The sequence below is a fragment of the Vibrio sp. YT-15 genome (assembly GCF_033337445.1).
Classification (GTDB): Bacteria; Pseudomonadota; Gammaproteobacteria; order Enterobacterales; family Vibrionaceae; genus Vibrio; species Vibrio alginolyticus.
This window is the reverse complement of record NZ_JAWOQR010000008.1, coordinates 35834-61702: the sequence shown is the minus strand read 5'-3', so window position 1 is coordinate 61702 and position 25869 is coordinate 35834. Positions and strand designations below refer to the sequence as shown.

Genomic DNA, 25869 nt, shown 5'->3' with positions numbered 1-25869 from the left:
AGTTTTGTGCGCTCTATCGTTCAGAAAAAGAACGATTCACTCCTCGTCGTACCAATCCACTCTACCGTTTTTTCTAAACTCTCTTGGTGTCATGGTCGACCACGCTTTAAAACGTGTACTAAAGTTTGCGCTGGTCGGATATCCGACTATTTCTCCAATATGCTGAATTGGCCATTCTGTTGAACGAAGTAACCTAGCAGCATATTCCATGCGCATACGCGTTAAATGTGCCATTGGGCTTCGACCAAACTGCTTTTGAGTCAGTCGATGCAAATGAGGCTCCGAACATGGATATAGAGCCGCTACCTGCTCAACGCTCCAATCCTTATGGAGCTGACGTTGGACAAGGTCAAATACACGCCGAAGCCTCAATTGGCTGCGTGATATCGACTCTGAGGGCGGCATGTTTAACATCAGCTCTAACTGAGCCACACTATGCTCACCTACCGCACCACCATAATCGATTGGAAGGTGAATGCTGCGTAGTAGTGTTTGGATACATGCATACATCACTTCAGGTGTAGATGAAAGCTGATAGCGAACATCACATTCTAATATCGGCCACTCTCTATCAGTAGCAAGAAAAAGCCACGCGATCTGCCAAGGTTCTTCTTCTATACCAAAACCGTTTTCAACACCTGCGGGTACTGTAATCAACGAGCCCGGTTCCAAATCGTATCGATAAGTCCCACTCTCTAGCCACCCTTTACCACGCACCGTATAGAGCAGCATGTGTTTCTTTTGGTTTTTACGATAAACAGAGAAGAAGTCACGACAAGTGGCAATGCCGCACTGCACAATGCCTCTCTCCTCAAGTGCTAATACTCGACTGTGATCAATAAACTCTTGATAAGTTTTTTCTGAAATCGCGTAGCGTTCTTGTTTATCTTCCATGATTTATTGGCTCACATGTGCGTTAGTAGAGAGTTTTACAAAGGTTTTGGATTCCTTTGAAAAATACACCGCCAAATCATGAGGATAAACTACTCGCATTAATCTTTAAGGAGAAATGCGATGCTCTTAACACGCGAATACATCGATAAAGCATTTTGGCAAAAGCTGATTACGATTGGCCTACCTGTTTCACTTCAGTCCATGCTTTTTGCTTTGCTCGGCGTCGTGGATATTTTCATGGTAAGCCTACTCGGTGAATCTGCAACGGCAGCAGTTGGTGTTGGAAATCGTATCTTTTTCTTCAACCTAGCGGTTGTCTTTGGCCTGTGCGGTGCAGTTACCATACTTGCTTCTCAATACTACGGCTCAGGAAACCTAGCCGGAATTCGCAGAACGTTGGCGCAATCTTGGTTTATTTCCATTTTGGTGACGCTGCCGTTTATCGTTCTTTATGCGATTTTTGATGAAGAGATCGTCTCTTTTATGTCAGACGATCCTGAATACGTCACTTATGCACGTGATTATCTTGTGGTTACGGGCTTTAGCCTCATTGCTACGGCGATAGTAGTACCGATTGAAGCGGTATTGCGCTCCGTGGGCCAAACCAAACTGGCAACCAACGTTAGTATCTCCGCCATTGTCGTTAACGTCGCGCTTAATTATGTTTTGATTTTTGGTTTATTTGGTTTCCCTCAATGGGGCGTATTTGGTGCAGCCGTAGGTAGTTTTGTTTCTCGATTTTTCCAAACCGCCGTCTTGATTTATTTTTTCTACAAACGATATGCTTACCTAATTCCGACTAAGTTCGATTGGGTACAAGGCCGCTTAAAACAGTATCGAAAAAAGTACTTTAAGGTTTCTTTACCCATGTTGGTCCACGATGCGCTTTGGACTGGTGGATTGATCGTTTACAGCATCATCTATGGTCAATTGGGCGTTTCAGAACTGGCGATCATCTCATTCTTATCACCGATTGAAGGGGTACTGATTTCAACCTTTATGGGATTTGCGGTCGCTGCATCCGTTCTTCTTGGGAATGATATTGGTGCAAAACATTATGACCGAGTCGAGAAAACGGCGTGGTGGTATGTGTTAACCAGCGCAATCTTAGCCACCTTGCTGTTTTTCCTAGTGTGGTTGAGCTCGCCCATGATTCATCACCTATTGGTACTGAGCCCGTTAACCGATGCAGACATGGCACTTAACGTATGTTTAGTCATGGCGCTAGGTATGATTTTGAGGGTGTTTAACATGGTTGGGATTGGCGGCGTACTAAAGAGTGGCGCTGATATTCGCTATAGCATTTTCATCGACACGTTCGGTCAGTGGGCTATTGGCATCCCCCTTACTTATTACACCGGCATGGTCTTAGGGCTGCCTTTGCATTTTGTCTTGATGTCTCTGCTCGCGGAAGAGTTAGTGAAAGGCGTACTGACGACTTACCGTATTCAATCTAAACGTTGGATAAATAATATGGTTGAAGATGACCAATCGGTGACAGCGTAACCAAAAAGACATTAACGAACTCACACCAAAAGGGCTCACCCGTTATGCACGCGTGAGCCCTTTTTATGTGCGGAGAATGCTTGATTAGATGTCCGTAAAGCGATGAATGATTTGGTTTGAACTGCCACGCCATTCGAGATTGAGGTCTTTCTTGTCTTGTTCAAACTTACCATCAATCAAAACATCGATGTATTGCACCACTTCCCTTTGCGCGTCATTCAGTTCCGTCAGCGTGTAGCCAGTCCAAACCCAAATGTCTTTACCTGGGCACTCCTCTCTCACCCTTTTCACTATCTTCAAAATATGAGGCACATTAGCAGGGTGAAGCGGATCTCCACCCGACAACGACAAGCCACGGCGTTTGATACGCGTGTCGTTTAAGTCAGCGATGATTTTGTCTTCCGCTTCTTGCGTGAAAAGTACACCAGAATCCAAACGTTGCGTCGACTGGTTATAACAGCCACGGCACTGATGCACACAACCCGACACAAACAGCGTGCAGCGCGTACCCGGTCCGTTAACAACGTCAATTGGATAGTATTGGTGGTAATTCATAATGCGTCTCTGTGTTATCGCGAAAGAGAAAATCAACCTGTTTAAAGTTGATTTTCAAAGTGTTAAAACGAGTGGTAGTAAACCTTACAGGTGTTTAACTCGGCGCTTCACTTCTTCTTGCTTACCGAAGTTAAACGGGCGTGCATCTGGGCTGCCTAGATAGCCACAAACTCGACGTGTCACCGATACTTTGGTTGAATCGTGGTTGCCACAACTTGGGCAAGTAAAGCCTTTGCTTGTACATTCAAACTCGCCGGTGTAACCACATTCGTAACACTCATCAATCGGAGTGTTAGTTCCGTAGTAAGGAACGCGGGTGTAACTGTAGTCCCACACGTTTTCTAGCGCTTCTACGTTACGTTGCATGTTCGGGAATTCACCGTAACAGATGAAGCCACCGCTTGAGATTTCTGGGTAAGGCATCTCGAAGTCGATCTTGTCGTAAGGGTTAACCTTCTTCTCAACATCCAAGTGGAAGCTGTTGGTGTAGTAACCTTTGTCTGTTACGCCTTCAATCAAACCAAACTCTTTGGTGTCGATGCGGCAGAAACGACTACATAGGTTTTCACTTGGTGTTGCGTACAAGCTAAAGCCATAGCCAGTTTCGTCAGCCCATTGATTCACCGCATCTTTTAGATGCTTGATGATAGCGACCGCTTTTTCACGCAAAACAGCGTCATCATAAACGTGCGCTTCTGTACCGAATAGCGCGTTAATTGTCTCGTGTACACCGATGTAACCAAGAGAAATAGACGCACGACCGTTCTTGAAGATATCTGCGATTGAGTCGTCTGCTTTCAAGCGAACACCACATGCGCCTTCCATGTATAGGATTGGGGCCACGCGTGCTTTCACGTTTTCAAGGCGAGAGATACGTGTCTCTAGTGCTTTACGAGCAAGACGTAGGCGGTCATTTAGAAGCTCGTAGAATTTCTCTTCGCTTCCGTTTGCACGGATAGCGATACGAGGAAGGTTCAAGCTCACGACGCCAAGGTTGTTACGACCTTCGTGAATCAGCTCACCGTTTTCTTCGTAAGTACCAAGGAAGCTACGGCAACCCATTGGGGTTTTGAATGAACCCGTTACTTCCACTACTTTGTCGTAGTTAAGAATGTCTGGGTACATACGCTTAGACGCACACTCAAGCGCAAGTTGCTTGATGTCGTAGTTTGGATCTTCTGATTTGTGGTTCAAGCCATCTTTGATGCCGAATACCAGTTTAGGGAATACCGCTGTTTTACGGTTCTTACCTAGACCTGCAATTCGGTTCTTCAGAATCGATTTCTGGATAAGGCGTGATGCCCAGCTAGTACCAAGACCAAAACCAAACGTAACGAATGGTGTTTGACCGTTCGCCGTGTGTAGCGTGTTTACTTCGTATTCTAGAGATTGGAACGCGTCGTAACACTCTTTCTCTGTGCGTGCTTTTGCGAACTCTTCTGGCTCAGCAATGTTCCACTCTTTTGCGATCTCTAGGTGTTTCTCGTAGCTTGTGATTACGTACGGCTCTAGAACTTCATCAATACGGTTGATGGTTGTACCGCCGTAAATGTGGCTCGCGACTTGAGCAATGATTTGTGCTGTTACCGCTGTTGCAGTCGAAATTGATTTTGGCGTATCAATCTCAGCGTTACCCATTTTAAAACCATGCGTCAGCATGCCTTTAAGATCGATAAGCATACAGTTAAACATTGGGAAGAACGGTGCGTAGTCTAAATCGTGGTAGTGAATGTCACCCACTTCGTGCGCTTGAACCACATCGCGAGGAAGGATGTGCGTCTTCGCGTAGTGTTTCGCTACGATACCAGCCAACAAGTCACGTTGAGTCGGAATTACTTTGCCGTCTTTGTTCGCGTTCTCGTTGATTAGATCCAGATTACTTTCTTCAATCAAACCTTCGATTTCGCGAGTTAGTGCACTTTGCTTCTCACGAGCGATGTCGCGATCGTGGCGATATTCAATGTAAGAACGCGCTAGGGCTTTGTAAGGACCTTGCATGAGTTCATTTTCGACTAAGTCTTGAATCTCATGGATGTGAACTTCATCGTGTTCTCTTAACTGTAACTCGACAGCAAGAGCCACATTAAGAGCATAAATAGCGACATCCTTATCTTTGTTTTCCGCTGCTGCTTCAACTGCTGCTTGGATACGATCCCTGTTGAACGGAGCTCTTGATCCGTCGCGTTTGATTACGATTGGTTTCACTTTGTTCTCCTTACCCGAGCATACTCACAGAGTTATCCACAAACACACTATATGGGGTTATTTTTTATTCTGGCAACACAATATATTGTGGCGTATTTAACGAGAAGCACCACTCGAAAACATTGATTTTGATCAATAAAGATTGGCTAGCGAACAAGAAGAAATCGATCTTATTGGCGTTGATCTCAGTTGCGAAGAAAACCATGAAAATTGCAAAATTGGTACTAAATCTACTTGCTATTTTTGGAGGTCTTGTAGGATAAAGGATGGAAAGGAATACGCTAAAAGATAGGAGTGCAACAGGCCAAAATGCGATCACTTTTTGTTACGTTAATATTACTTTTTAGTTCTCTTTCATTTGCTCAAAACTCCATCAATCTAACCAGTTGGAACATAGAATGGTTATCTATAGATGGTGGAAAAGTGTCGAGAACACCACAAGATTTTGAAAAACTGACCCACTATGTGGATAAAACACAAGCCGACATTCTTGCTTTTCAAGAAGTCGAAAGCGTCGCTGCAATGCAAAAAGCTGTTGGCAATGACTTCACTATCTATCTTTCCGATCGTTCAAACGCCTCCAACCGACACCTTCAGTTTAACGACACCAACCAATACACAGGCTTTGCCGTGCGCAATGGCGTAAGCATATTAGACAAGCCAGACTTCTCTATCACACGAGGCAACAGCAAGCTGCGCTTCGCGAGCTACCTTGTTTTAAATCCAAACCAAGAAAACGAGACTCATCTACTCTCTGTACATCTGAAAGCGGGTTGCAGTGGCGCGTATCGTAATAACCGCGATTGTAAGATAGTGAAACAACAAGGACAGGCACTAACTAAGTGGATAAAGGCGCGCGAGGACAACAAACAACATTATGTCGTGCTTGGCGACTTTAACCACAACTTGGGTTATCAAGGAGATTGGTTATGGGACGTGATATCGGACAATACTAGTGCAAAGCTAGTGACTAAAGACACTAAAGCGGAATGTAAAGTGCGTTCTAATCGTAATCCGAATAAAACCCACCAATTCCGCTCGGTGATAGACCACATTATTGTGAGTGGTGATTTAAAGGCGTCGTCTGGTGTTCAAACCGTTTTCAAAACACAAGATGTACTCGACTATAAACTGAGTGACCATTGCCCGGTTTCTACGACACTCACTTTTTAGCGTTTAAGTTCTCTGTTAACGTTGAGATACTCTTTTTGCGTTGAAGAACTCTTTAGCCACGAACCACTCTTTTAGCGGTGAATGACCCAACCAACATTGCCGCTATAAAGAGCAGAACTTGTACGTTGCCAGTAAAAAGGCTGGCAACCGCAGGACCAGGACACACACCCAGTAAGCCCCAACCAATACCAAACAGTGCTGCACCACCGACTAACTTTTTGTCTATCGTTTTAGAAGTTGGGCGTACAATCTCATCACCAAACACAGATTCGCTTCTTGGCTTTATTAATAAAAGATAAGCTGGAACGAACACCGCAAGTGCTCCGCCCATTACAAAGGCTAAGCTTGGATCCCATGCTCCAGTAATATCGAGAAAGCCAATCACTTTTGCCGGTTCAGCCATACCAGAGACCACCATACCAATACCAAAGAGCACACCAGAAAATGCAACAACGGACATTTGCTTAATACTTTTCATTACATGAGTTTTCATAACGGCACTATTCCTCACGATACTAGCAAGACGGTTAACATGGCTGTGGCCATAAAAGTACACGTCGCGACCACAGAACGGATTGAGAAACGCCCTATCCCACAAATGCCATGACCACTAGTACAACCATTGCCGATACGCGTACCAACACCGACTAACAAGCCAGCAACGATAACTAAAATAAGAGAACCGCTGTACTGATCTGGTACATGCCCGCCAAGAACATAAACAGCAAACAAGCCACCTAATACCATCGCAATTAAAAAAACAATTCGCCAAACGCGGTCTGCGCTCTCAACGGCACCGTTTAAGATCCCACTGATCCCAGCAGTCTTGCCAGTAAATAGCATCAGTGTTATCGCTGATACGCCAACTATTATGCCGCCCAAAAGCGACATCCAAGGAACTTCAAACATAGCATCCGCCAAACTAATTACTTACAGAAAACTTGCTTAAACGCTTCAACCAGCGGACCAACTCTTTCATCAGAAATTGAATAAAATACCTGCTGAGAAACCTTCCTAGCTTTAATGATGTCGTGCTTTCTCAATACGGTGAGATGTTGTGAAAAAGCAGATTGGCTTAATGATGAACCTTCAAACAGTTCACCGACCCCTTTCTCACCTTCAATCAGCTTACACATCACGATTAGGCGCTCTGGATGAGCCATAATTTTAAGCAGCTCACTCGCTTCGGTCGCACTTTGTAGCATACTGTCGCCCATTCTTATGCCTCTTCATTACTACATTACATTTTATTAGATATTACTAATTAATATTATTAAGTCAATGCTAATGTAGATTAAATAACATTAGACTTAGCTAATTTATTTAAGTAAGGTGTAGGCGTTTTCGATCATTCAGCAGGAGAAATCCATGAGCAAAATCGTGATTATTGGTGGGGTTGCTGGCGGTGCATCTGCAGCAGCTCGCGCTCGTCGTCTTAGTGAAGACGCAGAAATCATTATGTTTGAACGCGGTCCATTTGTGTCATTTGCAAACTGTGGCTTACCCTATCACATTGGTGGCGATATCCAAGAGCGCAGCAAACTGCTTCTTCAAACGCCTGAGAGCTTTCTAGCGCGTTTCAATGTTGATGTCCGTGTGATGAACGAAGTGGTTTCTATTAACCGTCAAGACAAAACGGTTACGGTTAACAATTTGCTTGATGGCTCTGAATACCAAGAGAGCTACGACTTTCTTCTACTCAGCCCTGGCGCAGGTCCAGTTGTGCCGCCTATTCCGGGTATTGATAACCCGTTAACGCACTCGCTGCGCAATATTCCAGATATGGATCGCATCATTAAAACGATCGAAACCAACAAAGTTGAACACGCTACGGTCGTTGGTGGTGGTTTTATCGGTTTGGAAATGATGGAAGCCTTCCACCAGCTAGGCATAAAAACCACATTAGTTGAAATGGCGGATCAAGTGATGACGCCCGTTGACCGTGAAATGGCTGGCTTCGCACATGCTGAAATTCGTGAGAAAGGCATCGACCTTAAACTTGGCGTCGCACTTGAGTCGGTGAAATTCGTACCTAACGAGCACGTGGCAAGTTTCGACTCTGGTGAAAGCGAAAAACACCAACATCTAGAAGGTGAATTGGAATTAACACTAAACAATGGTGAAAGACTCACCACCGATATTCTGATTATGGCAATTGGTGTTCGCCCCGAGACCAAATTAGCAAAAGAAGCTGGCTTAGAAATCGGCGCTCTTGGTGGTATTTATACCAATGAATACATGCAAACCAGCGATCCTTCGATCTACGCTGTCGGCGACGCGGTAGAAGAGAAAGACTTCGTGACTGGCGAGCAAACTCTAGTGCCACTTGCGGGCCCGGCAAACCGTCAAGGCCGAATGGCAGCAGACAACATGTTTGGCCGCCAAGAAACTTACCAAGGTACGCAAGGCACGGCGATCTGTAAGATTTTTGATTTAGCCGTCGCTTCTACTGGTAAAAACGAGAAACAGCTGAAACGTGAAAACATCGCTTATGAAAAAGTGTATGTGCATACAGCAAGTCACGCGAGTTACTACCCAGGTGCAGAAACCGTGTCATTCAAAATGCTGTTTGATCCAGTAACAGGTAAAATATTAGGTGCGCAAGCAGTAGGTAAAGACGGTGTTGATAAACGTATCGACGTAATGGCAGTTGCTCAGCGTGCTGGTATGACGGTAGAGCAACTGCAACACCTCGAGCTAACTTACGCGCCACCTTATGGCTCTGCTAAAGATGTAATTAACCAAGCGGCGTTTGTGGCAAATAACATCATCAAAGGCGATGCGACCGCGATTCATTATGATGAAATGGATTCACTGACAGAAGACCAACTGTTACTTGATGTTCGTAATCCTGGTGAATTGGAGTCCGTTGGTTATCTTGAAGGTGCAATTAATATTCCTGTCGATCAACTACGTCGTCGCATGCACGAACTTCCTAAAGACAAAGAGATCGTGATTTACTGTCAAGTTGGGTTACGCGGTAACGTAGCATACCGTCAGCTGGTCAACAATGGTTACAAAGCCCGCAACTTGATTGGTGGATACAGAACTCTCAAATTTGCTCGCTTATAACTTGATAATAAAAAAGAGAAAACCACGTGCTTGGTTTTCTCTTTTTTTGCAGGAAAGAAAGCGTAGATCATTCACCTTCAATTGCCAAACGGACTGCTGCTTGAGCATGGATAGAAGTGGTATCGAGTAGTGTAACATCGGTGTGACTTTGGTTTACAAGTAAGGCAATTTCAGTACACCCGAGAATCACAGCTTCAGCTCCCTGCTCTTTTAGTTTTTCAATAATTTGCAAGTATATCGTCCTTGACTCCTCTTTGATTTCACCTTGGCATAACTCTTTATAAATAATGTTATGTACTTTAGAGCGGTCGTCTTGATCGGGAATGATGACATCAAGCCCATAGAGGTCTGAAAGCCTTCCTTTATAAAAGTCTTGCTCCATTGTGAATTGAGTACCAAGGAGTCCGACCTTTTGAACCCCTTTCTCACGAAGTAACTCAGCAGTCGCGTCTGCGATATGTAGTATGGGGATATTAATACTGGCTTCAATTTGAGGCGCAACTTTGTGCATTGTGTTAGTACAAATAAGAATGAAGTCAGCGCCCCCTTTTTCTATTGAAGATGCAGCATCAGATAGAATGCTTGCCGTTTCTTCCCATTTACCTTGATGTTGAAGTTTCTCTATCTCTGAAAAATTCACGCTATACATACAAATTTTTGCGGAATTTAGGCCGCCTAACGCCTCTTTGACTCCTTCGTTGATCAATTTGTAATAGCTAAGCGTCGACTCCCAGCTCATACCACCTAGAAGGCCGATAGTTTTCATATAACTCTCCAATCGTTATACACCACCGTGTCAGGGGGGCTACAAACAAAATTAACCACTTAAATAAGAAGCATTCAAGCGTTTTCACTATTGAGCATTGGGTAACACGAAAATAAAATCATTCCCACAAGGACCGCTACGCGATTCTCATATATCCTCGCAATATCGTTACCGCATTTCCAGAAAGCTTAACGTGCTCAGTGCTTAACAACTCTGTATGGACGACCCCACTTCTCTTGGAGGCTTGGAAGCCTTTCAGTTGCTTTTTGTTGAGCTCTTTAGCCCAGTAAACACATAAAGCGCAATGTGCAGAGCCTGTAACTGGGTCCTCGTTAACACCCACCCAAGGCGCGAAGTATCGAGAGACAAAATCGGCGTCAGTGCTTGATTGAGCAGTGATGACGACGCCACGGCCTTTTTGTTTAAGCAGCGCACCAAAATCAGGGTCGAGTTGTTCAAGCACAAATTCATCATTAATGACGATCAACGGCTTATTATCAAACTGACCGTAGGCGACTACATTGGCGGCATCTAGCCCCAAACCATGAAGTAAGTCTTTGTTAATACTAGCTCGCATATCTAAAGTTGGAGCAGGAAACACCAAATGAATTTCTTCATGATCGAGTTGTGCGGTTAAAACCCCAGATAGCGTAACGAACTCAATCGTATCTCCAGTATTATATAACCCCTGCTCTTTCAGAACGTGTGCCGTTGCAAGTGTGCCGTGTCCACACAAAGCAACTTCCGTCCTCGGTGTAAACCAACGAAGTTGCATTGTACTGAGTGACAGAAATGCCGTTTCAGATAACGACATCTCGGCCGCGATGGCCAACATCGTTTCCTCATCAAGGCTTGACTCTGTGATACAAACACCTGCGGGATTACCTTTGAAAACCTTTGATGTAAACGAGTCAACCTGAAAAATTTTAACTTCCACGAAATATCCTTAAGTTCTATCAAACACGTAATTCTGTATCACGTGATTTTTAATATCTGTTGTTTGAGCGAAAAAAACCTATGAAATTTTCTACCAACCTTATAGGTCTTGTTGGAAGCGCTAACAAACAGGAGAATGTAGTTAATTATGCAAAACGTAAAAAGCCATCATCAATGTGACTCAATTGGATATCTTATCGGAGTTTTCGGCGTTTCTTTAGTTCTAATATGGATTGGTATTTATAAATTCACACCTACAGAGGCCAAGCTTATACAACCGCTCGTTGAAAATCATTTTCTGATGAGTTGGTTGTATGATGTGATGTCAGTTCAAGCCGTATCAAACATCATTGGCGCAACAGAAATCATTGTCGCTATTGGATTAATCGTTGGCCTTAAAAACACACGAGTCGCTTATTTTTCTGGCATAGCCGCCGCAATTATTTTTCTTGCGACACTCAGCTTTCTAATTACGACACCGAATACATGGAAAGTGTCTGATGGGGTTTTGGTGACAAACTTCTTTTTAGTAAAAGATATTCTATTTTTAGCCATTGCGATTAGCGTCATCGAACGAAACAAGCCAAACAGAGAATAACTCTAAATAGTTCGAAATCTTGTTTTTCCAGAACGTAGCCTGAAAGGTGCAAACGACTTACAAGTCGAATGGTTCTGTCAATAACTCTAAACAAAGACTCTTAAATTTAGAATGTTTAAGAGTCTTTGCCTTCTAATGATGCGAAACAACATCCTAGCGTAAAGTGAAAAGAAAAGCCTTTTACTCTACTGCTAAGGTTTATTGATACTTTGCCGAAGTAATGAACTCACCGAATGTCTCGCACCATACAACAACCGTATTGTATTCAGAAATTGAAGTGCTTTGAGGAACCTCAACAACGAAGTTATCGAACGTTTTGACATCACCAATTAAGCTCATTTCAGATTTAAGGTCATTAAACTCTTGTTCCGTTTCGACAAACTTAGGAGATAGATAGAGTTTATAGTCTGGTCCGGGAGCGAGTTTTCCTACCAACGTAATGACTTCAGAACTCAAATGAATCTCTCCCTCTCCCCAATGAAAAGCATCGCTACCTTTGAGTTCCCTCTTAAACACTGCGCTGTATTCTGCGCCTTGCTTACTCTTAGCAACTTGCTCATCGGTCGGCGCAGGTGGTGCAATAAGGATCGGTAAAGTATAGATACCTATCGCAATGCCAATAGAAACTGACACTAAGTGACTGATTGTTAATTTAATTATATTTTTCAAGGTCATAAGCATCTTCTTATTAGTTTTACTACTTGAATTTAGATTCAAATCGGCCTTATCTGTCTATTATCGAGCAGCATAATGTCATTAACATTATACACAAGCTATGCGCACTAAATGCAGACTGAGCGCAATTAAAAACGGCTGATAATTAATATCAGCCGTTTGCTTATCGGAAATGTCGTTGTGCCGGTTTGGTCACTATTCCGCTTCCACCAAAGCGATCTTATCGGATGTCGATTTTTCCAATTTGATCGCAATAAACTTAGAGGTTGGCGTAAACGTTCTATCCCCATAACTGTCCAAAGGAACTAATGGGTTTGTTTCTGGATAGTAAGCCGCCGCCTGACCTGCTGGCACATCATAGGCAACAAGCGTAAATCCGCTCACACGGCGCTCAACGCCATCTTCCCACAATGACACCATGTCCACTTTGTCGCCCGGTTCAAAACCGAGTTTACGAATATCCGCTTCATTGATAAACAGCACTTCGCGCATACCAAATACTCCACGATAACGGTCATTCAAGCCGTAAAGTGTCGTATTGTATTGGTCGTGTGAGCGCATGGTTTGCAAGATCAAATCTGGCTTTTGGCCTTTTTCGAGTATCGCTTCGCTGATCAACTGCTTCGGCAACTCGCTAGAGCTGAACTGTGCTTTGCCGCTTGGTGTATTCCATCGACGCTCGGCAGCTGGGTTTACCAAGTGGAATCCACCTGGGTGTTTAAGCTTATGGTTAAAGTCGGTAAAGCCCGGAATCGTGTCGGCAATCAAATCGCGAATACGGTCGTAATCTTCAATTGCCCACAACCAATCAATTGGTTTTGCCCCGAGTGTCGCATTGGCAATACCAGCAATAATCGCTGGTTCTGAACGCAAATGCTCCGAACGCGGTTTTAGCTGACCAAATGAGATATGCACCATGCTGAAAGTATCTTCAACCGTCACACCTTGTGGGCCCGTCGCTTGCTGATCAATCTCGGTACGGCCTAAGCACGGAAGAATAAGCGCATCTTTACCTGTGACAAGGTGAGAACGATTTAACTTCGTCGAAATGTGTACGGTTAAATTACAGTTTCGCATCGCGTTGTGCGTACGTTCTGTGTCTGGCGTTGCTTGTGCAAAGTTACCGCCCAAACCGATAAATACTTTCGCTTGTCCTTCTTCCATCGCTTTAATGGCTTGCACAGTGTTGTGGCCTTCACCACGCGGGACGGCAAAGTTAAATCGACTTTCAATGCGATCCAATAACAGATCTGAAGGTTTTTCATCAATGCCCATCGTACGGTCGCCCTGAACGTTACTGTGACCACGCACTGGTGAAAGACCCGCGCCCGGCTTACCAACGTTACCTCGTAACATTTGCACGTTTGCGACTTCTTTAATGGTTGGCACAGAGTGACGATGCTGAGTCAACCCCATCGCCCAACACATGATCACACGTTCTGCACGTCGATACATGCTCGCCACCATCTCGATTTCACTTAAATCAAGACCCGATTGTTCAGCGATGTGTTCCCAAGAGGTTGCGTCCACTTCAGCCAAATACTCATCAATACCTATCGTGTGTTGCTTGATGAACTCACGGTCAAATACCGCTTTGCCACCGTTTTGCAATGCCTCGCGTTCCCATTGCAACAAGAATTTCGCGATGCCACGAAACACTGCCATGTCTCCACCTAAAGCAGGACGCAGGTACGCCGTGTTGGTAGGTTCTGAGCCGTTACTCAACATCTCAATCGGCATTTGTGGGTTTTGGAAACGCTCTAATCCGCGCTCTTTCAGCGGGTTTAGACAGATAACCTGTGCACCACGTTTTACCGCTTCGCGCAGAGGTTCCAGCATTCGTGGGTGGTTCGTGCCCGGATTTTGACCAATCACGAAAATCGCATCAGCTTCTTCAAAATCATCAAAGATCACTGTGCCTTTACCAACACCAATGGTGTCTTTCATCCCTATTGCACTGGCTTCGTGACACATGTTGGAACAATCTGGAAAGTTATTGGTACCGAATGCGCGGACAAATAGCTGATACAAAAACGCCGCTTCGTTGCTTGCACGACCAGAGGTATAAAACTCCGCTTGGTTCGGTGAATCCAATTGATTGAGATGCTTCGCGACAAGTGCAAAAGCCTCATCCCAAGAGACTGGCACATAGTGATCGGATTCTGCATCGTATCGCATTGGGTGCGTGATACGGCCTTGGTATTCCAACCAGTAATCGGTTTGCGTTGAGAGAGAAGAAACGCTGTGATTGGCAAAAAACTCAGGATCAACCAGACGATTGGTCGCCTCCCAGTTTACCGCTTTCGCGCCATTCTCACAGAAATTGACTTTACCGCTATCTGGCGACTCACCCCATGCACATCCCGGGCAGTCGAAACCGCCATTTTGGTTGGTTTTGAGCATAGTGCGAATGTTTTTAACTGCATTTTCACTGCCCCACCAACTTCTGGTTACGGCTTTCAGTGCACCCCAACCACCAGCTGGACCTTTGTATGCTTTTATTTGTTCTTTTTGGCTCACGACTTTACTCCTCGCAGATATACCAGCAAGCAGGGTGCCCGTGAAAACAAGCGCGTTATTTATTGAGATAATGCGGAAGTATTGAAGGGCTTAGTTTCTAATCCATGTATTTTTTAATCCAAATAAGTAACCACTCAACATGCTCTCGCCTGTCCGAGCGTTTACTTATCTAGATTCTTGATATCGGATACCCGCCTACTGTTTCTAAGACTGGTAGATTCAATTTGCATCGCTGCGTCTTGATCTAAATCAAAGATTAAGTCGATATTCAATATGCGTCCAATTGATAATCCTGACCGAGTGATAAACAAAATCTATGACGAATTTTTCCACTGACGGTTATCACATTTTTAATCAATACAACTTATGAGGTTAATCGTTTTCCCATTCGATTCCACCTAGTTCGATTAACGAACTCAATAAAATCGGTACTCTTGATAATAGATAATATCTATCACACTATAGATACTTTAAATTTGACCCTAATTAATATCAGGAATAGCCTTGATTCAGATCAATTTTGAGTGTGGTTTTATTCTTGACTTGGTTTTGGTTTTCCATTCCCTAGTTAAAACGCTCCAGCGCTTAAAAAGTACGGTAGTGCTGTGCCCTTTTTAGGGAGTTCCCTCGTACATGTGACTCACAACGCAAGGTTAACAAGCCATTATGGATATCAAACAACTTAAATATCTCATCGCACTTGAACAGACCAAACACTTTGGTCAAGCCGCCGCATTGTGCCACATTACGCAGCCTACTTTGTCCATGAGAATCCGAAGCTTAGAGGAAGAACTCGACCTCGAATTAATCCAGAGAAGTCAACGATTTGAAGGATTTACTGAAGCCGGAGAGCGTATTTTAGCTTGGGCAAAAACCGTCTTAGCCGCTCATGATGGATTGCAAGCCGAAGCCGCCAACTGCCGTGGTCAGTTAGTCGGCTCTCTTCGGCTTGGAATGGTGCCACTCGCCAGCCAAAACCCTATGCAATTGCTCAAACCATTAGCTCAACAGTTCCCTGAGTTACGCTTTCAAATACTCTCCATGACGACCGAACAGATCATAGACCAACTCAATCGCAATCAACTTGATTTGGGGATGTGTTATGTCGATCAAGTCAACACCGCTTACTTTGATGTTATCGAGCTAGATTCAACCAAACTTGGCGTTTTATTCGATGAGCGTCATTTTGATTTTGCCGAATCTGAAGTGTTATGGGAGTCACTCAATAACATTCCGCTAGGGCTGCTTTCGAAGGGCATGCACTATCGCCACTCCATTGATCTTAGCTTTGTGAGTAAAGGGCTGGTTCCGCAAACCGTCATTGAAAGTAACTCCACCTTTCACTTGATCCAAGCAGTAACCAGCGGCCTTTGTTGCGCCATTATGCCGCTGAATTGTGGATTGGAAGAGTTGAACGATACGCTTCGCATTATCCCTATCGAAGAAGCCGCCGTTCACGCCCCGCTAGGTTTGTTAAAGCGAAAACAAGAACCCTTCTCCGCGCTAACCGATCAGTGCTTCGCAGAAGCAAAAAACATATTCAATCGATAACAAGAATCCACACGTCAATTTTTGGCATACATAACGGCTTATGAGGTGATTTCATGAGATGTACTACTCAATCTTATTTTGAACTGTCCGATTTCAATCAAGCACCACCTCAACCAAGTGCGTTCAATTACCGAGAATTGATTGATGGCCGCCCAGTGCAACAAATGTCGCTGGCGAGTGAATCCGCCTTAGCTATCAGCTATAACGGCATTAGCCAAGCGGTCATGATGGTGACGCCAGGCCATCTGGAAGACTTCGTGAAAGGATTTAGCCTAAGCACAGGCATCGTCCACGATTTCAAAGAGATTAAAGACATTGAAATTGGTGGCGATCACGAATCTCACTATGCGGAAGTGGAAATCAGCAACCGCGCTTTCTGGGCGTTAAAAACACAGCGCCGAAATCTTGCCGGCACAACCGGATGCGGCATTTGTGGTGTAGAGGCTCTGGAACAAGCTTTGCCTGATTTGGCACCGCTAACACCGTCTCTTCCTCCGCGCTCCGATGTATTTGAAGGGCTGCGAGACAAAGTCGCACTGCATCAAGAAGCCGCACGTGAATCTGGCGCGTTACACGCCGCTTTATTTGCAGATTTACAAGGCAACATCAAGTTGTGCCGAGAGGACATCGGCCGTCACAACGCGCTAGATAAGTTGATTGGCGCATTGGCCAACAATCACATCGAGCCTCAAAGTGGCTTCGCTATCATGACAAGCCGTTGCAGCTTAGAGTTGATCCACAAAGCCGTTCGCGCGCGTATCCCCACTCTGGTTTGCTTATCTGCACCTACAGCGTTAACTGTCGAATGGGCAAGAAGAAACCATTTGAACCTAATTCACTTACCAAAACACGGCTCGCCACGTCTATACAGCCCTGCGCCTTAACACGTCAACCTAGCCAAATTCCTAATATTTCTAACAGAGACCTCCGGGTTTCTGTTGTTTGCTTCTCGTTCCCAATTGATACTTAGCGACAAGCCACTATTCTCTCCAACCAAACGTGCTCACCCCTTGTCAGCACTAAGCTTGCGTATATTAACCTGCTTGCATTTGAACGCTTTCCAATCCGATAGAACCCTGTCAAAGACCCATAGATTAGTAAGGATTTTGTGTGACTCTTTTCACGCTTTTCCGCCTTACTAGGCATTTCTAGGAATTTTTCCTAGCCGATCTAGGCAACCATCTCATGTGCCTCACAAAACCACTCTCTAGAATTCCGCTCAGTCAAAGGTAACAAGAGCGCATAACGGTCTCCGTTGTGTTTCTAAAACAATTACAAGAGAGTTCATCATGTTAAAATTCCTCGAACAGGTGCGGAAGCCGACCCTCGATCTTCCCGTCGAAGTTAGAAGAAAGATGTGGTTTAAACCGTTCATCCAATCTTACTTGGTCGTATTCATCGGCTACCTAACCATGTACTTGATTCGTAAGAACTTCAATGTCGCGCAAAACGACATGATCTCAACTTACGGTTTGAGCATGACAGACCTAGGTCTTATTGGCCTTGGCTTCTCCATCACATACGGCATCGGTAAAACCGTTGTGTCTTACTACGCTGACGGTAAGAACACCAAGCAATTCCTCCCTTTTATGCTGATCCTTTCTGGTCTTGCAATGCTTGGTTTCAGCTTCAGCATGGGCGGCGGTAGTGCAAGCCTGTTCTTGATGGTGGCTTTCTACGCTCTAAGTGGTTTCTTCCAAAGTACTGGTGGCCCTTCTAGTTACTCAACCATTACAAAATGGACACCTCGTAACAAACGCGGCTCTTACCTCGGCTTGTGGAACATGTCACACAACGTTGGTGGTGCGGGCGCAGCGGGTGTTGCTCTTTTCGGTGCCAACTACCTATTCGACGGGCACGTAATCGGCATGTTCGTGTTCCCTTCTATCATCGCGATCATCGTCGGCTTTATCGGTATGCGCTTTGGTAGCGACTCTCCAGAAGCTTACGGTCTAGGTAAAGTAGAAGAACTTTTCGATGAAGCAGTGAGTGAAGAAGACACCGCCGCTGAAGAAAACCAGATGACCAAAAAAGAAATCTTTGTTGAATACGTTCTTAAAAACAAAGTTATCTGGCTACTTTGCTTTGCCAACATCTTCCTTTACATCGTGCGTATCGGTATCGACCAATGGTCAACGGTATACGCATACCAAGAGCTTGGTCTTTCAAAAGAAACGGCAATCTCTGGCTTTACTCTGTTCGAAGTCGGTGCGCTTGTGGGTACTTTGATGTGGGGTTACTTATCTGACCTAGCAAACGGTCGCCGCGCATTGGTAGCTTGTGTGTCTCTTGGCTTGATCATCGTATCGCTTGAGTTCTACCAACACGCCACTAGCGAGTTCATGTACTTAGCCTCTCTATTTGTATTGGGCTTCTTGGTGTTTGGTCCGCAACTTCTTATCGGTGTTGCCGCGGTTGGTTTTGTCCCTAAAAAAGCAATCAGTGTGGCTGACGGCGTAAAAGGTACATTCGCTTACCTAATCGGTGACAGCTTCGCGAAACTTGGTCTCGGTATGATTGCAGACGGTACACCTATCTTCGGCTTAACAGGTTGGAAAGGTACCTTCGCAGCCCTAGATACCTCCGCCATGATTTGTATTGTTTTGCTTGCTTTCGTCGCTATCGCGGAAGAGAAGAAGATTCGACACGCGAAGAAGCTTCAACTTGCACAAAACCAAGCCTAACTTCTCTGCGCGCTTTACTTCGGTAAAGCGCGCAAGATCATTAAAAAGCATGGCTCAATTCAGTATCATTAAAGGTTTTTCTATTGGCTCCTGTTGGAGCTTATTGTTGTTAGTCGTCTGCTCTATTTGGTTGTAATAATGATTCATGTTGCTCTAGTTGATGATCACGTCATCGTGCGTTCAGGTTTCGCACAATTATTAAATTTAGAAAGTGATGTTACCGTTGTTGGTGAATTTGGTTCTGTCGCAGAAGCGCGCAAAGGGTTGCCTGTGGTACACCCACACGTCGTCATCCTAGATATTTCCATGCCAGATGAAAGCGGCTTAAACTTTCTCAGCGAAATACCAACTGGCATTGCCTGCGTGATGCTTAGCGTGCATGACTCCCCTGCGATGGTGGAAAAATCACTAAAGTTAGGTGCAAAAGGCTATCTTAGTAAACGCTGTAGCCCAGACGAACTTATTCAAGCCGTGAGAACCAGTGCTTCTGGCGGCTGTTACCTCACATCAGATATTGCACTTAAACTTGCAACGCCTAGCGACAACACCACCTCTCTATGCCAACTGACAAAACGTGAAAACGAGGTATGTCAGCTACTTGCCACTGGGTTGGATGTAAAGTCTGTCGCGGCAGAGCTTGGCTTGAGCCACAAGACTGTGCATGTTCATCGTGCGAATGCCATCGACAAACTCGGCGTGAAAAACAACGTTGAGCTCGCCAAACTATTTTCTCAAGAGTCCTTTTAATGCGAGCTTATGCTGTTACCACCATTTGCGGACTTTTTGTTATGGCTTGCGCCTGGTTCTGCTTATGGGTGATTGCCTATTACTTTGTCAATGATCCCGAGCTGGCGATCTTATTGTTTCCTTTCGCTTTACGATTAGGTGCCGCCCTTCACACTCGCACCGCTTATTGGCCGACGATTTACCTTTCGGAGTGGGGACTTTCCATCGCACTTGCGATCTTACTGGGTCAACCGCAGTGGCTTACCGTGCTGATTGCGAGCATTGCCAGTATCCCGGTCACTCTGATTGCGAAAAAATACTACTACGGAGACCAAAACCGCCATTTAGCCGTGATGAGCGCAGTCATTATCATTAGCGCGTTTATTAATGTGATGGCCGTTGGTTTTCACGTTCCTTCGGTTTACATGGTATGGCTGGCTAGCATTTCTGGAGGCTTGCTCGTGGTGCCTATGTGCTACTTGTTATGGAGTTATTTGTTCCAAAGTCGTTGGTCTCCGCTTAGCTCTCTCCTACTTAGTAATGCCGTTGTATTTCAGGTGCGTCATATAGTGCTTTATGCGCTGCTTTTGATCGGCAGTATTTTGGTGCAAACCAGTTTGCCTGAAGAGCTAAAACGATTTGCGCCGTTTTGTATGGCGATTCCAATCATCGTGCTTGCTCTGCGTTACGGCTGGCAAGGTGCTCTACTCGCCACCATGCTCAACAGCATTGCGCTGATTGCGGCTCGCAGCGGCGTATCAAATCTAGAAATCACCGATTTGTTATTATCTCTCTCGGCGCAAACCATCACCGGCATTATGCTCGGCTTAGGGGTTCAGAAACAAAAAGACCTCAATCACAAACTGCGCGGCGAGCTTGCACGCAATCAGAATTTGTCTCGCCAGCTTATCAAAGCGGAAGAATCCGTAAGACGCGATATTGCGCGCGAGCTACATGACGAAATTGGACAGAACATCACGGCGATCCGCACACAAGCCAACATCATTAAGCGGGTAAATAACGCCGAAACAAGCGTGGGTTGCGCCGACATGATCGAAGGGCTTTCCCTCAACGTGTACGACACCACTAAGCGACTGTTAAGCAAGCTAAGACCAAAAATGCTGGATGATTTGGACTTGAAAGAATCCGTCGAGCAACTGACGCGAGAGATGGAATTTGCCAATCACGGAACGACTGTTCAACTGAACTGGCAAGGCGATTACACCAACTTGAGTGACACGCTCAAAGTCACCCTATTCCGTTTATGCCAAGAGTCATTGAATAACGCCGCCAAATATGCAGAAGCGCAGTTGATCAGTATTGAACTGACGATCGGAGAAGCGGCGGTGTCACTAATGATTCACGATGATGGTGTCGGTTTCAAAGTTCAGGACAGCATGAAAGGCATGGGCGTTCGCGGCATGCAAGAGCGTGTGCACGCGTTAGGTGGAAAAATGGTTATCTACTCCACCAGCGATCAAGTGATCGGCACACAAATCAGCATTACTTTACCTAAGGTGTAACTCAAGATGTTTGGATTTTTACGTTCACCTAAATTTACTCAACCGAGTCTGAGCAACGAGCAAATCGACCAGCGTTACCGCCATTGGCGTTTGCACATTATGTTGGGGATGTACATCGGCTACGCAGGTTTCTACTTTACCCGTAAGACCTTTAACTACGCCGCACCAGCGATGATCACCGACCTTGGCTTAGATAAAGGCGATTTGGGTCTTATCGGTACACTTTTCTACATCACCTACGGCTGCTCGAAGTTTATTTCTGGCACGATTTCGGATCGCTCTAACCCTCGTTATTTCATGGGATTAGGATTGATTGCGACAGGTCTGGTCAATATCGCGTTCGGTTTTTCTAGCTCACTCGCGGCTTTCATTACTCTGTGGATCTTAAACGCCTGGTTCCAAGGCTGGGGCTGGCCTTCATGCTCCAAGCTGTTAACCACTTGGTATTCACGTTCCGAGCGTGGCTTCTTATGGGCGATTTGGAACACCGCACACAACGTTGGTGGCGCGCTTATCCCTATTTTGGTGGGCTATTTAACGTTGCACTACAGCTGGCGTGAAGGTTTTATTCTACCCGGCATCATCGGGGTATTGCTCGGTCTATTCGTTTGTTGGCGATTGCGCGACAAACCCACAACAATGGGTTTACCAAGTGTCGGCCAATGGCGCAACGACGCACTAGAACTTGCGCAAGAAAATTACGGACGTGGCCTCACCTACCGAGAAATTCTGAAATCGTACGTATTTAACAACAAATACATCTGGCTGCTCGCGTTCAGTTATGTGTTGGTTTACATCGTCCGAACCGCAATCAACGACTGGGGAAACCTGTACTTGACCGAGCAGCATCACTATAGCCTGATTAACGCCAACGCTGCTCTGTCGATGTTTGAAATCGGCGGTTTTGTTGGTTCATTGGTTGCGGGTTGGGGCTCAGACAAACTCTTTGGCGGTAACCGTGGGCCAATGAACTTGCTGTTCGCTATTGGGATTTTCTTATCTGTCTCCGCGCTTTGGCTGATGCCTCTGACCAACTTTGCATTCCAAGCGGCGGGATTGTTCTCCATCGGCTTCTTTGTCTTTGGGCCACAAATGCTTATCGGTATGGCGGCGGCTGAGTGCTCTCACAAAGATTCTGCCGGCGCGGCAACAGGATTCGTGGGCTTGTTCGCCTACATGGGTGCAGCATTGTCTGGCTATCCACTGGCATTAATTCTTGAAGAATATCATTGGACAGGTTTCTTCATCACCATTTCAGTTTGTGCAGCCGTCATTGGCCTTTTGTTGCTGCCATTTTTGCAAGCGCAGCCATCACGAAAACCACTCGAACCAAAGCCTCGGTTGTAAATCGACTTATCGCCCTTCGGGCCAATTGGCGAGTGACCTAACCGCGCTCGCCCTCCTTATTTAACGTATCTCTGCTCAATTTTTCTTCCGATTCAGTTCGGAGGGTTAACTATGGGAAAAATTCATGAATTTGAACACTATTTCATCGCATAGCTTCTTTCAAATGAACAACAAAATCCAAAACTACGCTTGGGGAAGCACCTCTTCTATTCACGATTTGTTTGGCTTTTCTAACGAAACGAATGAGCCTCAAGCAGAAGTATGGATGGGTACTCACCCAAACGGCTGCTCTGAAGTTCAGGTTGAGCAAAACACGCTGCCTTTGTCTGAACTGATCAAACAAAACCAACCCGCTTACTTATCAGCAGAAACCGCAGCGAAATTTGGCGACCTGCCCTTTCTGTTTAAGATCTTAGCGGCCGAACATGCACTGTCGATTCAAGTTCACCCAAGCAAACAAGATGCCGAAATAGGCTTCGAAAAAGAACAAAGTGCCGGGATCCCACTAAACGCAAGCCATCGTAACTACAAGGATCCAAACCATAAACCTGAGTTGGTGTACGCGCTGACAAGTTACCAAGCCATGAACGGTTTTCGTTCGTATGACGATATTATTAAGGCATTTGGCCTTTGCGATATCAATGAGCTACGCACACCGCTAGATGCATTCAAACGCGAAATCAACTCACAAGGTTTACGCGATTTCTTTGTGCACATTCTGACCATGGAAGGCGAAACAAAAGAGCGTGCACTGAAACAGCTTCTTGCCCAAGCTTCAGACCAATCAGAGCAAGGTACTAACAACGACGTTTTCCAGCTCATCTTGGATCTATCCACTCAATACCCTGGCGATGTCGGCTTGTTTGCGCCATTACTGTTGAATGTCATCACGCTGCAACCTGGCGAATCCATGTTCCTGAGCGCAAGAACGCCACACGCTTACATTAAAGGTACGGGATTAGAGATCATGGCGAACTCAGATAACGTTTTGCGTGCAGGACTCACGCCGAAACATATGGATGTTGAAGAACTGGTTAAATGCACAGACTTTGTGCCTAAGCCGTTTCACAGCCTTGTCCTAAAACCCAATGCAAATGGTTGCCAGAGCCTTTATCCCGTTCCAGTGGCAGACTTTAGTTTCAGCATTCTTAACCAACCGAACAATGAAGTGGTTGAGGCAAACAGCGCAGAGATTTTGATGGCGATTGATGCCGACCTGACACTCATCAGTGATAACGGTGAGACGTTAACCGCCGCGAAAGGACAATCTGTATTTGTTCCTGCTTACGTTGGCCATTACCGTATTAAAAGTGCGGGACGTGTGGCTCGCGCATTTAACTAACTTCTGAATAACAGATTCAAGCTAGCGTCTGACCCAAGGGACTGGGTTAGACAATTTATTCCTTTCATAGATTGAACCATTCCGCTCTTAAGGCACTCATGCTTACACCTTGTCGAATCCAAACACCTACAGGCCAGTTTCTCTAAAAGCCATAACCTCCCGGATCTACCATTTACTCAACATTCATTGTCAAAACCCATTTATGTCCGATAAATTCGTCGCTCCAATATCAAATCACTTGGATAATAAAGGCGCTTGCACAGTGGTATTTGTTGCAAAACGTATAATCAACGTTGTAATCAAAGCCTCAATCACTACAATCTCTGGTTCGATTTTTCAGTTAACGTTTGTATGCCGAAGTTAAACCAAGATAACCCTGTTCAAAGCTCCGCCCTTTCCGATATCGAAACCAGCAGTAAGATTCAATCGGCATTAGAACCGAAGTTTCACAAGCCAGAGAAACGTCTCTGCTTAAGCCCTGGCCTGTCGGATAAGCATTTGGCGCGCCGTTGGCAAGTATTGGAACACGTGACCAATAAAGATCATCTCCTTGATCCTTTCACGCAGTCACATTGCGATGCTTACTCCAACAACATCGAGCACTTCATTGGTACTGTTAATGTGCCGGTCGGCATTGCAGGCCCTTTGCGCGTCAACGGCTTGTATGCGAACGATGACTTTTTGGTTCCGCTCGCAACGACAGAAGCCGCGTTAGTCGCTTCCTACAACCGTGGCGCAAATCTTATCACCGCCGCTGGTGGCGCGAGCGCATTGTTACTAAGTGAAGGGGTGAGCCGAACACCAGTATTCGCCTTTAATCACCTTGCTGACGCCGGCCAGTTCGTCAGTTGGGTTGTGACCCAGTTTGACGTATTTCGTCAAATTGCGGAATCCACCACCTCACATGGCAAACTCAAAGACATCAATGTAAATATCGAAGGAAACCATGTTTATTTGGTCTTTGAATACGTGACTAGTGACGCTTCCGGACAAAACATGGTGACCATCGCAACAAACGAAGTGTTCCATCATATTTTGGCGACCAGCCCAATCAAACCAACTCAAGCATTCTTGGATGGCAACTTATCAGGCGACAAAAAACCAAACGCACACACACTGCGCTCGGTACGCGGTAAGAAAGTATCCGCCGAAGTGACCATTCCTGCTGAGTTGGTGGAAAAATATCTGCATACGACGCCGGAGTCTATGGTTCAATTTGGCAAAATGACCACGGTGGGTGGTTTACTCAGCGGGACAATTGGCGTCAACGCGCATTACGCAAATGCCCTTGCCGCGCTTTACATTGCTTGTGGTCAAGATGCCGCTTGCGTTGCAGAGTCTGCCATTGGAATCACTCGTATGGATGTGGACGCTCAAGGCAACTTGTACGCGTGCGTGACCTTGCCAAACATCATGGTGGGAACGGTTGGCGGTGGTACTGGCCTTCCAACGCAAAAAGCATGTTTGGATATTTTGGGTTTGCACGGCAACGGCAATGCGAAAGCGTTAGCCGAAGTCGCAGCTTCGCTTTGTCTGGCTGGCGAACTCTCGATTGTGGGCGCATTTTGTGCCGATCACTTTTCTCGTGCTCACCATAAGCTTGCCCGAAAATAACCTTTGTTGCTTTGTACAAGAGAACATCCGTGTGGTTTTCTCTTGTGCAAACCAATGGACTTTATTTATTGGCTCAATAATTTCTTGAAACTAACTTAAGCCTTAACAAACATACCAATCTCTTGTTAACCGTACTTTAGCTGTCCCCCTTCTATATCCATTGCGATATCTCTGCTTGTTAC

Annotated in this window: 22 protein-coding genes; 12 read left to right on the top strand and 10 right to left on the bottom strand. The window is 45.4% G+C overall.

Annotated features, from left to right (window positions below; all coding sequences use genetic code 11):
* Positions 1 to 36 precede the first annotated feature (36 nt).
* Positions 37 to 894, bottom strand: coding sequence for an AraC family transcriptional regulator (locus R7D93_RS15760; RefSeq protein ID WP_054575975.1), 858 nt, complete (start codon positions 892 to 894; stop codon positions 37 to 39).
* A gap of 120 nt (positions 895 to 1014) precedes the next feature.
* Between R7D93_RS15760 and R7D93_RS15755 the strand changes: the two genes are divergently transcribed.
* Positions 1015 to 2400, top strand: coding sequence for an MATE family efflux transporter (locus R7D93_RS15755; protein WP_182016091.1), 1386 nt, complete (start codon positions 1015 to 1017; stop codon positions 2398 to 2400).
* 84 nt (positions 2401 to 2484) lie between these two features.
* On the opposite strand, the gene nrdG is transcribed toward R7D93_RS15755, so the two are convergent.
* Both nrdG and nrdD read right to left on the bottom strand, forming a co-directional pair.
* On the bottom strand, positions 2485 to 2955 hold the full coding sequence (gene nrdG, locus R7D93_RS15750; RefSeq protein WP_005376213.1) for an anaerobic ribonucleoside-triphosphate reductase-activating protein: 471 nt from the start codon (positions 2953 to 2955) through the stop codon (positions 2485 to 2487).
* An 84-nt stretch (positions 2956 to 3039) separates the two neighbouring features.
* Positions 3040 to 5160, bottom strand: coding sequence for an anaerobic ribonucleoside-triphosphate reductase (nrdD, locus tag R7D93_RS15745; protein ID WP_213867725.1), 2121 nt, complete (start codon positions 5158 to 5160; stop codon positions 3040 to 3042).
* A 309-nt stretch (positions 5161 to 5469) separates the two neighbouring features.
* On the opposite strand from nrdD, the gene R7D93_RS15740 reads away from it, so the two are divergent.
* Positions 5470 to 6333, top strand: coding sequence for an endonuclease/exonuclease/phosphatase family protein (locus R7D93_RS15740; protein WP_225495871.1), 864 nt, complete (start codon positions 5470 to 5472; stop codon positions 6331 to 6333).
* A gap of 52 nt (positions 6334 to 6385) precedes the next feature.
* On the opposite strand, the gene R7D93_RS15735 is transcribed toward R7D93_RS15740, so the two are convergent.
* Genes R7D93_RS15735 through R7D93_RS15725 form a run of 3 tightly spaced genes read right to left on the bottom strand, consistent with a single transcriptional unit; the run spans position 6386 to position 7550 of the window.
* Positions 6386 to 6826 carry a YeeE/YedE family protein gene (locus R7D93_RS15735; protein WP_225495869.1) on the bottom strand — a complete coding sequence of 147 codons (441 nt, stop codon included), beginning with the start codon at positions 6824 to 6826 and terminating at the stop codon, positions 6386 to 6388.
* A 14-nt stretch (positions 6827 to 6840) separates the two neighbouring features.
* Positions 6841 to 7254 carry a YeeE/YedE family protein gene (locus R7D93_RS15730; RefSeq protein WP_254901900.1) on the bottom strand — a complete coding sequence of 138 codons (414 nt, stop codon included), beginning with the start codon at positions 7252 to 7254 and terminating at the stop codon, positions 6841 to 6843.
* 5 nt (positions 7255 to 7259) lie between these two features.
* Positions 7260 to 7550, bottom strand: a complete 291-nt coding sequence (locus tag R7D93_RS15725) for an ArsR/SmtB family transcription factor (protein ID WP_005376206.1) — start codon at positions 7548 to 7550, stop codon at positions 7260 to 7262.
* Between the two features lie 151 nt (positions 7551 to 7701).
* Here R7D93_RS15725 and R7D93_RS15720 point away from each other — a divergent pair, with 151 nt between their 5' ends.
* Positions 7702 to 9405 carry an FAD-dependent oxidoreductase gene (locus tag R7D93_RS15720; RefSeq protein ID WP_225495859.1) on the top strand — a complete coding sequence of 568 codons (1704 nt, stop codon included), beginning with the start codon at positions 7702 to 7704 and terminating at the stop codon, positions 9403 to 9405.
* Positions 9406 to 9472: 67 nt separating this feature from the next.
* Here the strand turns inward: R7D93_RS15720 and R7D93_RS15715 are convergent, their stop codons facing one another.
* The gene (locus R7D93_RS15715; protein WP_176311566.1) at positions 9473 to 10171 is read right to left on the bottom strand and encodes an aspartate/glutamate racemase family protein; all 699 of its coding nucleotides are present in this window, start codon (positions 10169 to 10171) and stop codon (positions 9473 to 9475) included.
* Positions 10172 to 10307: 136 nt separating this feature from the next.
* Positions 10308 to 11108, bottom strand: coding sequence for a PhzF family phenazine biosynthesis protein (locus R7D93_RS15710; RefSeq protein WP_225495857.1), 801 nt, complete (start codon positions 11106 to 11108; stop codon positions 10308 to 10310).
* Between the two features lie 147 nt (positions 11109 to 11255).
* Here R7D93_RS15710 and R7D93_RS15705 point away from each other — a divergent pair, with 147 nt between their 5' ends.
* Positions 11256 to 11705: a YkgB family protein gene (locus tag R7D93_RS15705; protein ID WP_005376100.1), complete on the top strand. Its 450-nt coding sequence runs from the start codon at positions 11256 to 11258 to the stop codon at positions 11703 to 11705.
* Between the two features lie 198 nt (positions 11706 to 11903).
* Here R7D93_RS15705 and R7D93_RS15700 read toward each other — a convergent pair whose 3' ends face one another.
* Together R7D93_RS15700 and R7D93_RS15695 are read right to left on the bottom strand one after the other, a co-directional pair.
* Entirely contained in the window at positions 11904 to 12380 is a 477-nt protein-coding gene (locus R7D93_RS15700) for a DM13 domain-containing protein (protein ID WP_213970862.1), read from the bottom strand.
* A gap of 195 nt (positions 12381 to 12575) precedes the next feature.
* Positions 12576 to 14900 carry an FdhF/YdeP family oxidoreductase gene (locus R7D93_RS15695; protein ID WP_222711870.1) on the bottom strand — a complete coding sequence of 775 codons (2325 nt, stop codon included), beginning with the start codon at positions 14898 to 14900 and terminating at the stop codon, positions 12576 to 12578.
* 666 nt (positions 14901 to 15566) lie between these two features.
* Here R7D93_RS15695 and R7D93_RS15690 point away from each other — a divergent pair.
* From R7D93_RS15690 to R7D93_RS15655, 8 genes are all read left to right on the top strand, one after another.
* The gene (locus R7D93_RS15690) at positions 15567 to 16451 is read left to right on the top strand and encodes a LysR family transcriptional regulator (RefSeq protein ID WP_005460961.1); all 885 of its coding nucleotides are present in this window, start codon (positions 15567 to 15569) and stop codon (positions 16449 to 16451) included.
* Between the two features lie 53 nt (positions 16452 to 16504).
* Positions 16505 to 17335, top strand: coding sequence for a formate dehydrogenase accessory sulfurtransferase FdhD (gene fdhD / locus R7D93_RS15685; protein WP_017447522.1), 831 nt, complete (start codon positions 16505 to 16507; stop codon positions 17333 to 17335).
* Positions 17336 to 17740: 405 nt separating this feature from the next.
* Positions 17741 to 19135 (top strand): hexose-6-phosphate:phosphate antiporter, encoded by a 1395-nt coding sequence (gene uhpT, locus R7D93_RS15680; RefSeq protein ID WP_021707729.1) that lies wholly within the window; start codon positions 17741 to 17743, stop codon positions 19133 to 19135.
* 138 nt (positions 19136 to 19273) lie between these two features.
* Positions 19274 to 19882: a transcriptional regulator UhpA gene (uhpA, locus tag R7D93_RS15675; protein ID WP_064369242.1), complete on the top strand. Its 609-nt coding sequence runs from the start codon at positions 19274 to 19276 to the stop codon at positions 19880 to 19882.
* Positions 19882 to 21384: a signal transduction histidine-protein kinase/phosphatase UhpB gene (gene uhpB / locus R7D93_RS15670; protein WP_213867729.1), complete on the top strand. Its 1503-nt coding sequence runs from the start codon at positions 19882 to 19884 to the stop codon at positions 21382 to 21384. The genes uhpA and uhpB overlap by 1 nt, the downstream gene beginning before the upstream one ends.
* A gap of 6 nt (positions 21385 to 21390) precedes the next feature.
* Complete coding sequence (locus tag R7D93_RS15665; protein WP_005480243.1) at positions 21391 to 22731, top strand: MFS transporter; 1341 nt, start codon at positions 21391 to 21393, stop codon at positions 22729 to 22731.
* A gap of 124 nt (positions 22732 to 22855) precedes the next feature.
* Positions 22856 to 24073, top strand: coding sequence for a mannose-6-phosphate isomerase, class I (gene manA / locus R7D93_RS15660; RefSeq protein WP_213867730.1), 1218 nt, complete (start codon positions 22856 to 22858; stop codon positions 24071 to 24073).
* Positions 24074 to 24424: 351 nt separating this feature from the next.
* On the top strand, positions 24425 to 25687 hold the full coding sequence (locus R7D93_RS15655) for a hydroxymethylglutaryl-CoA reductase (RefSeq protein ID WP_225495855.1): 1263 nt from the start codon (positions 24425 to 24427) through the stop codon (positions 25685 to 25687).
* Positions 25688 to 25869 lie beyond the last annotated feature (182 nt).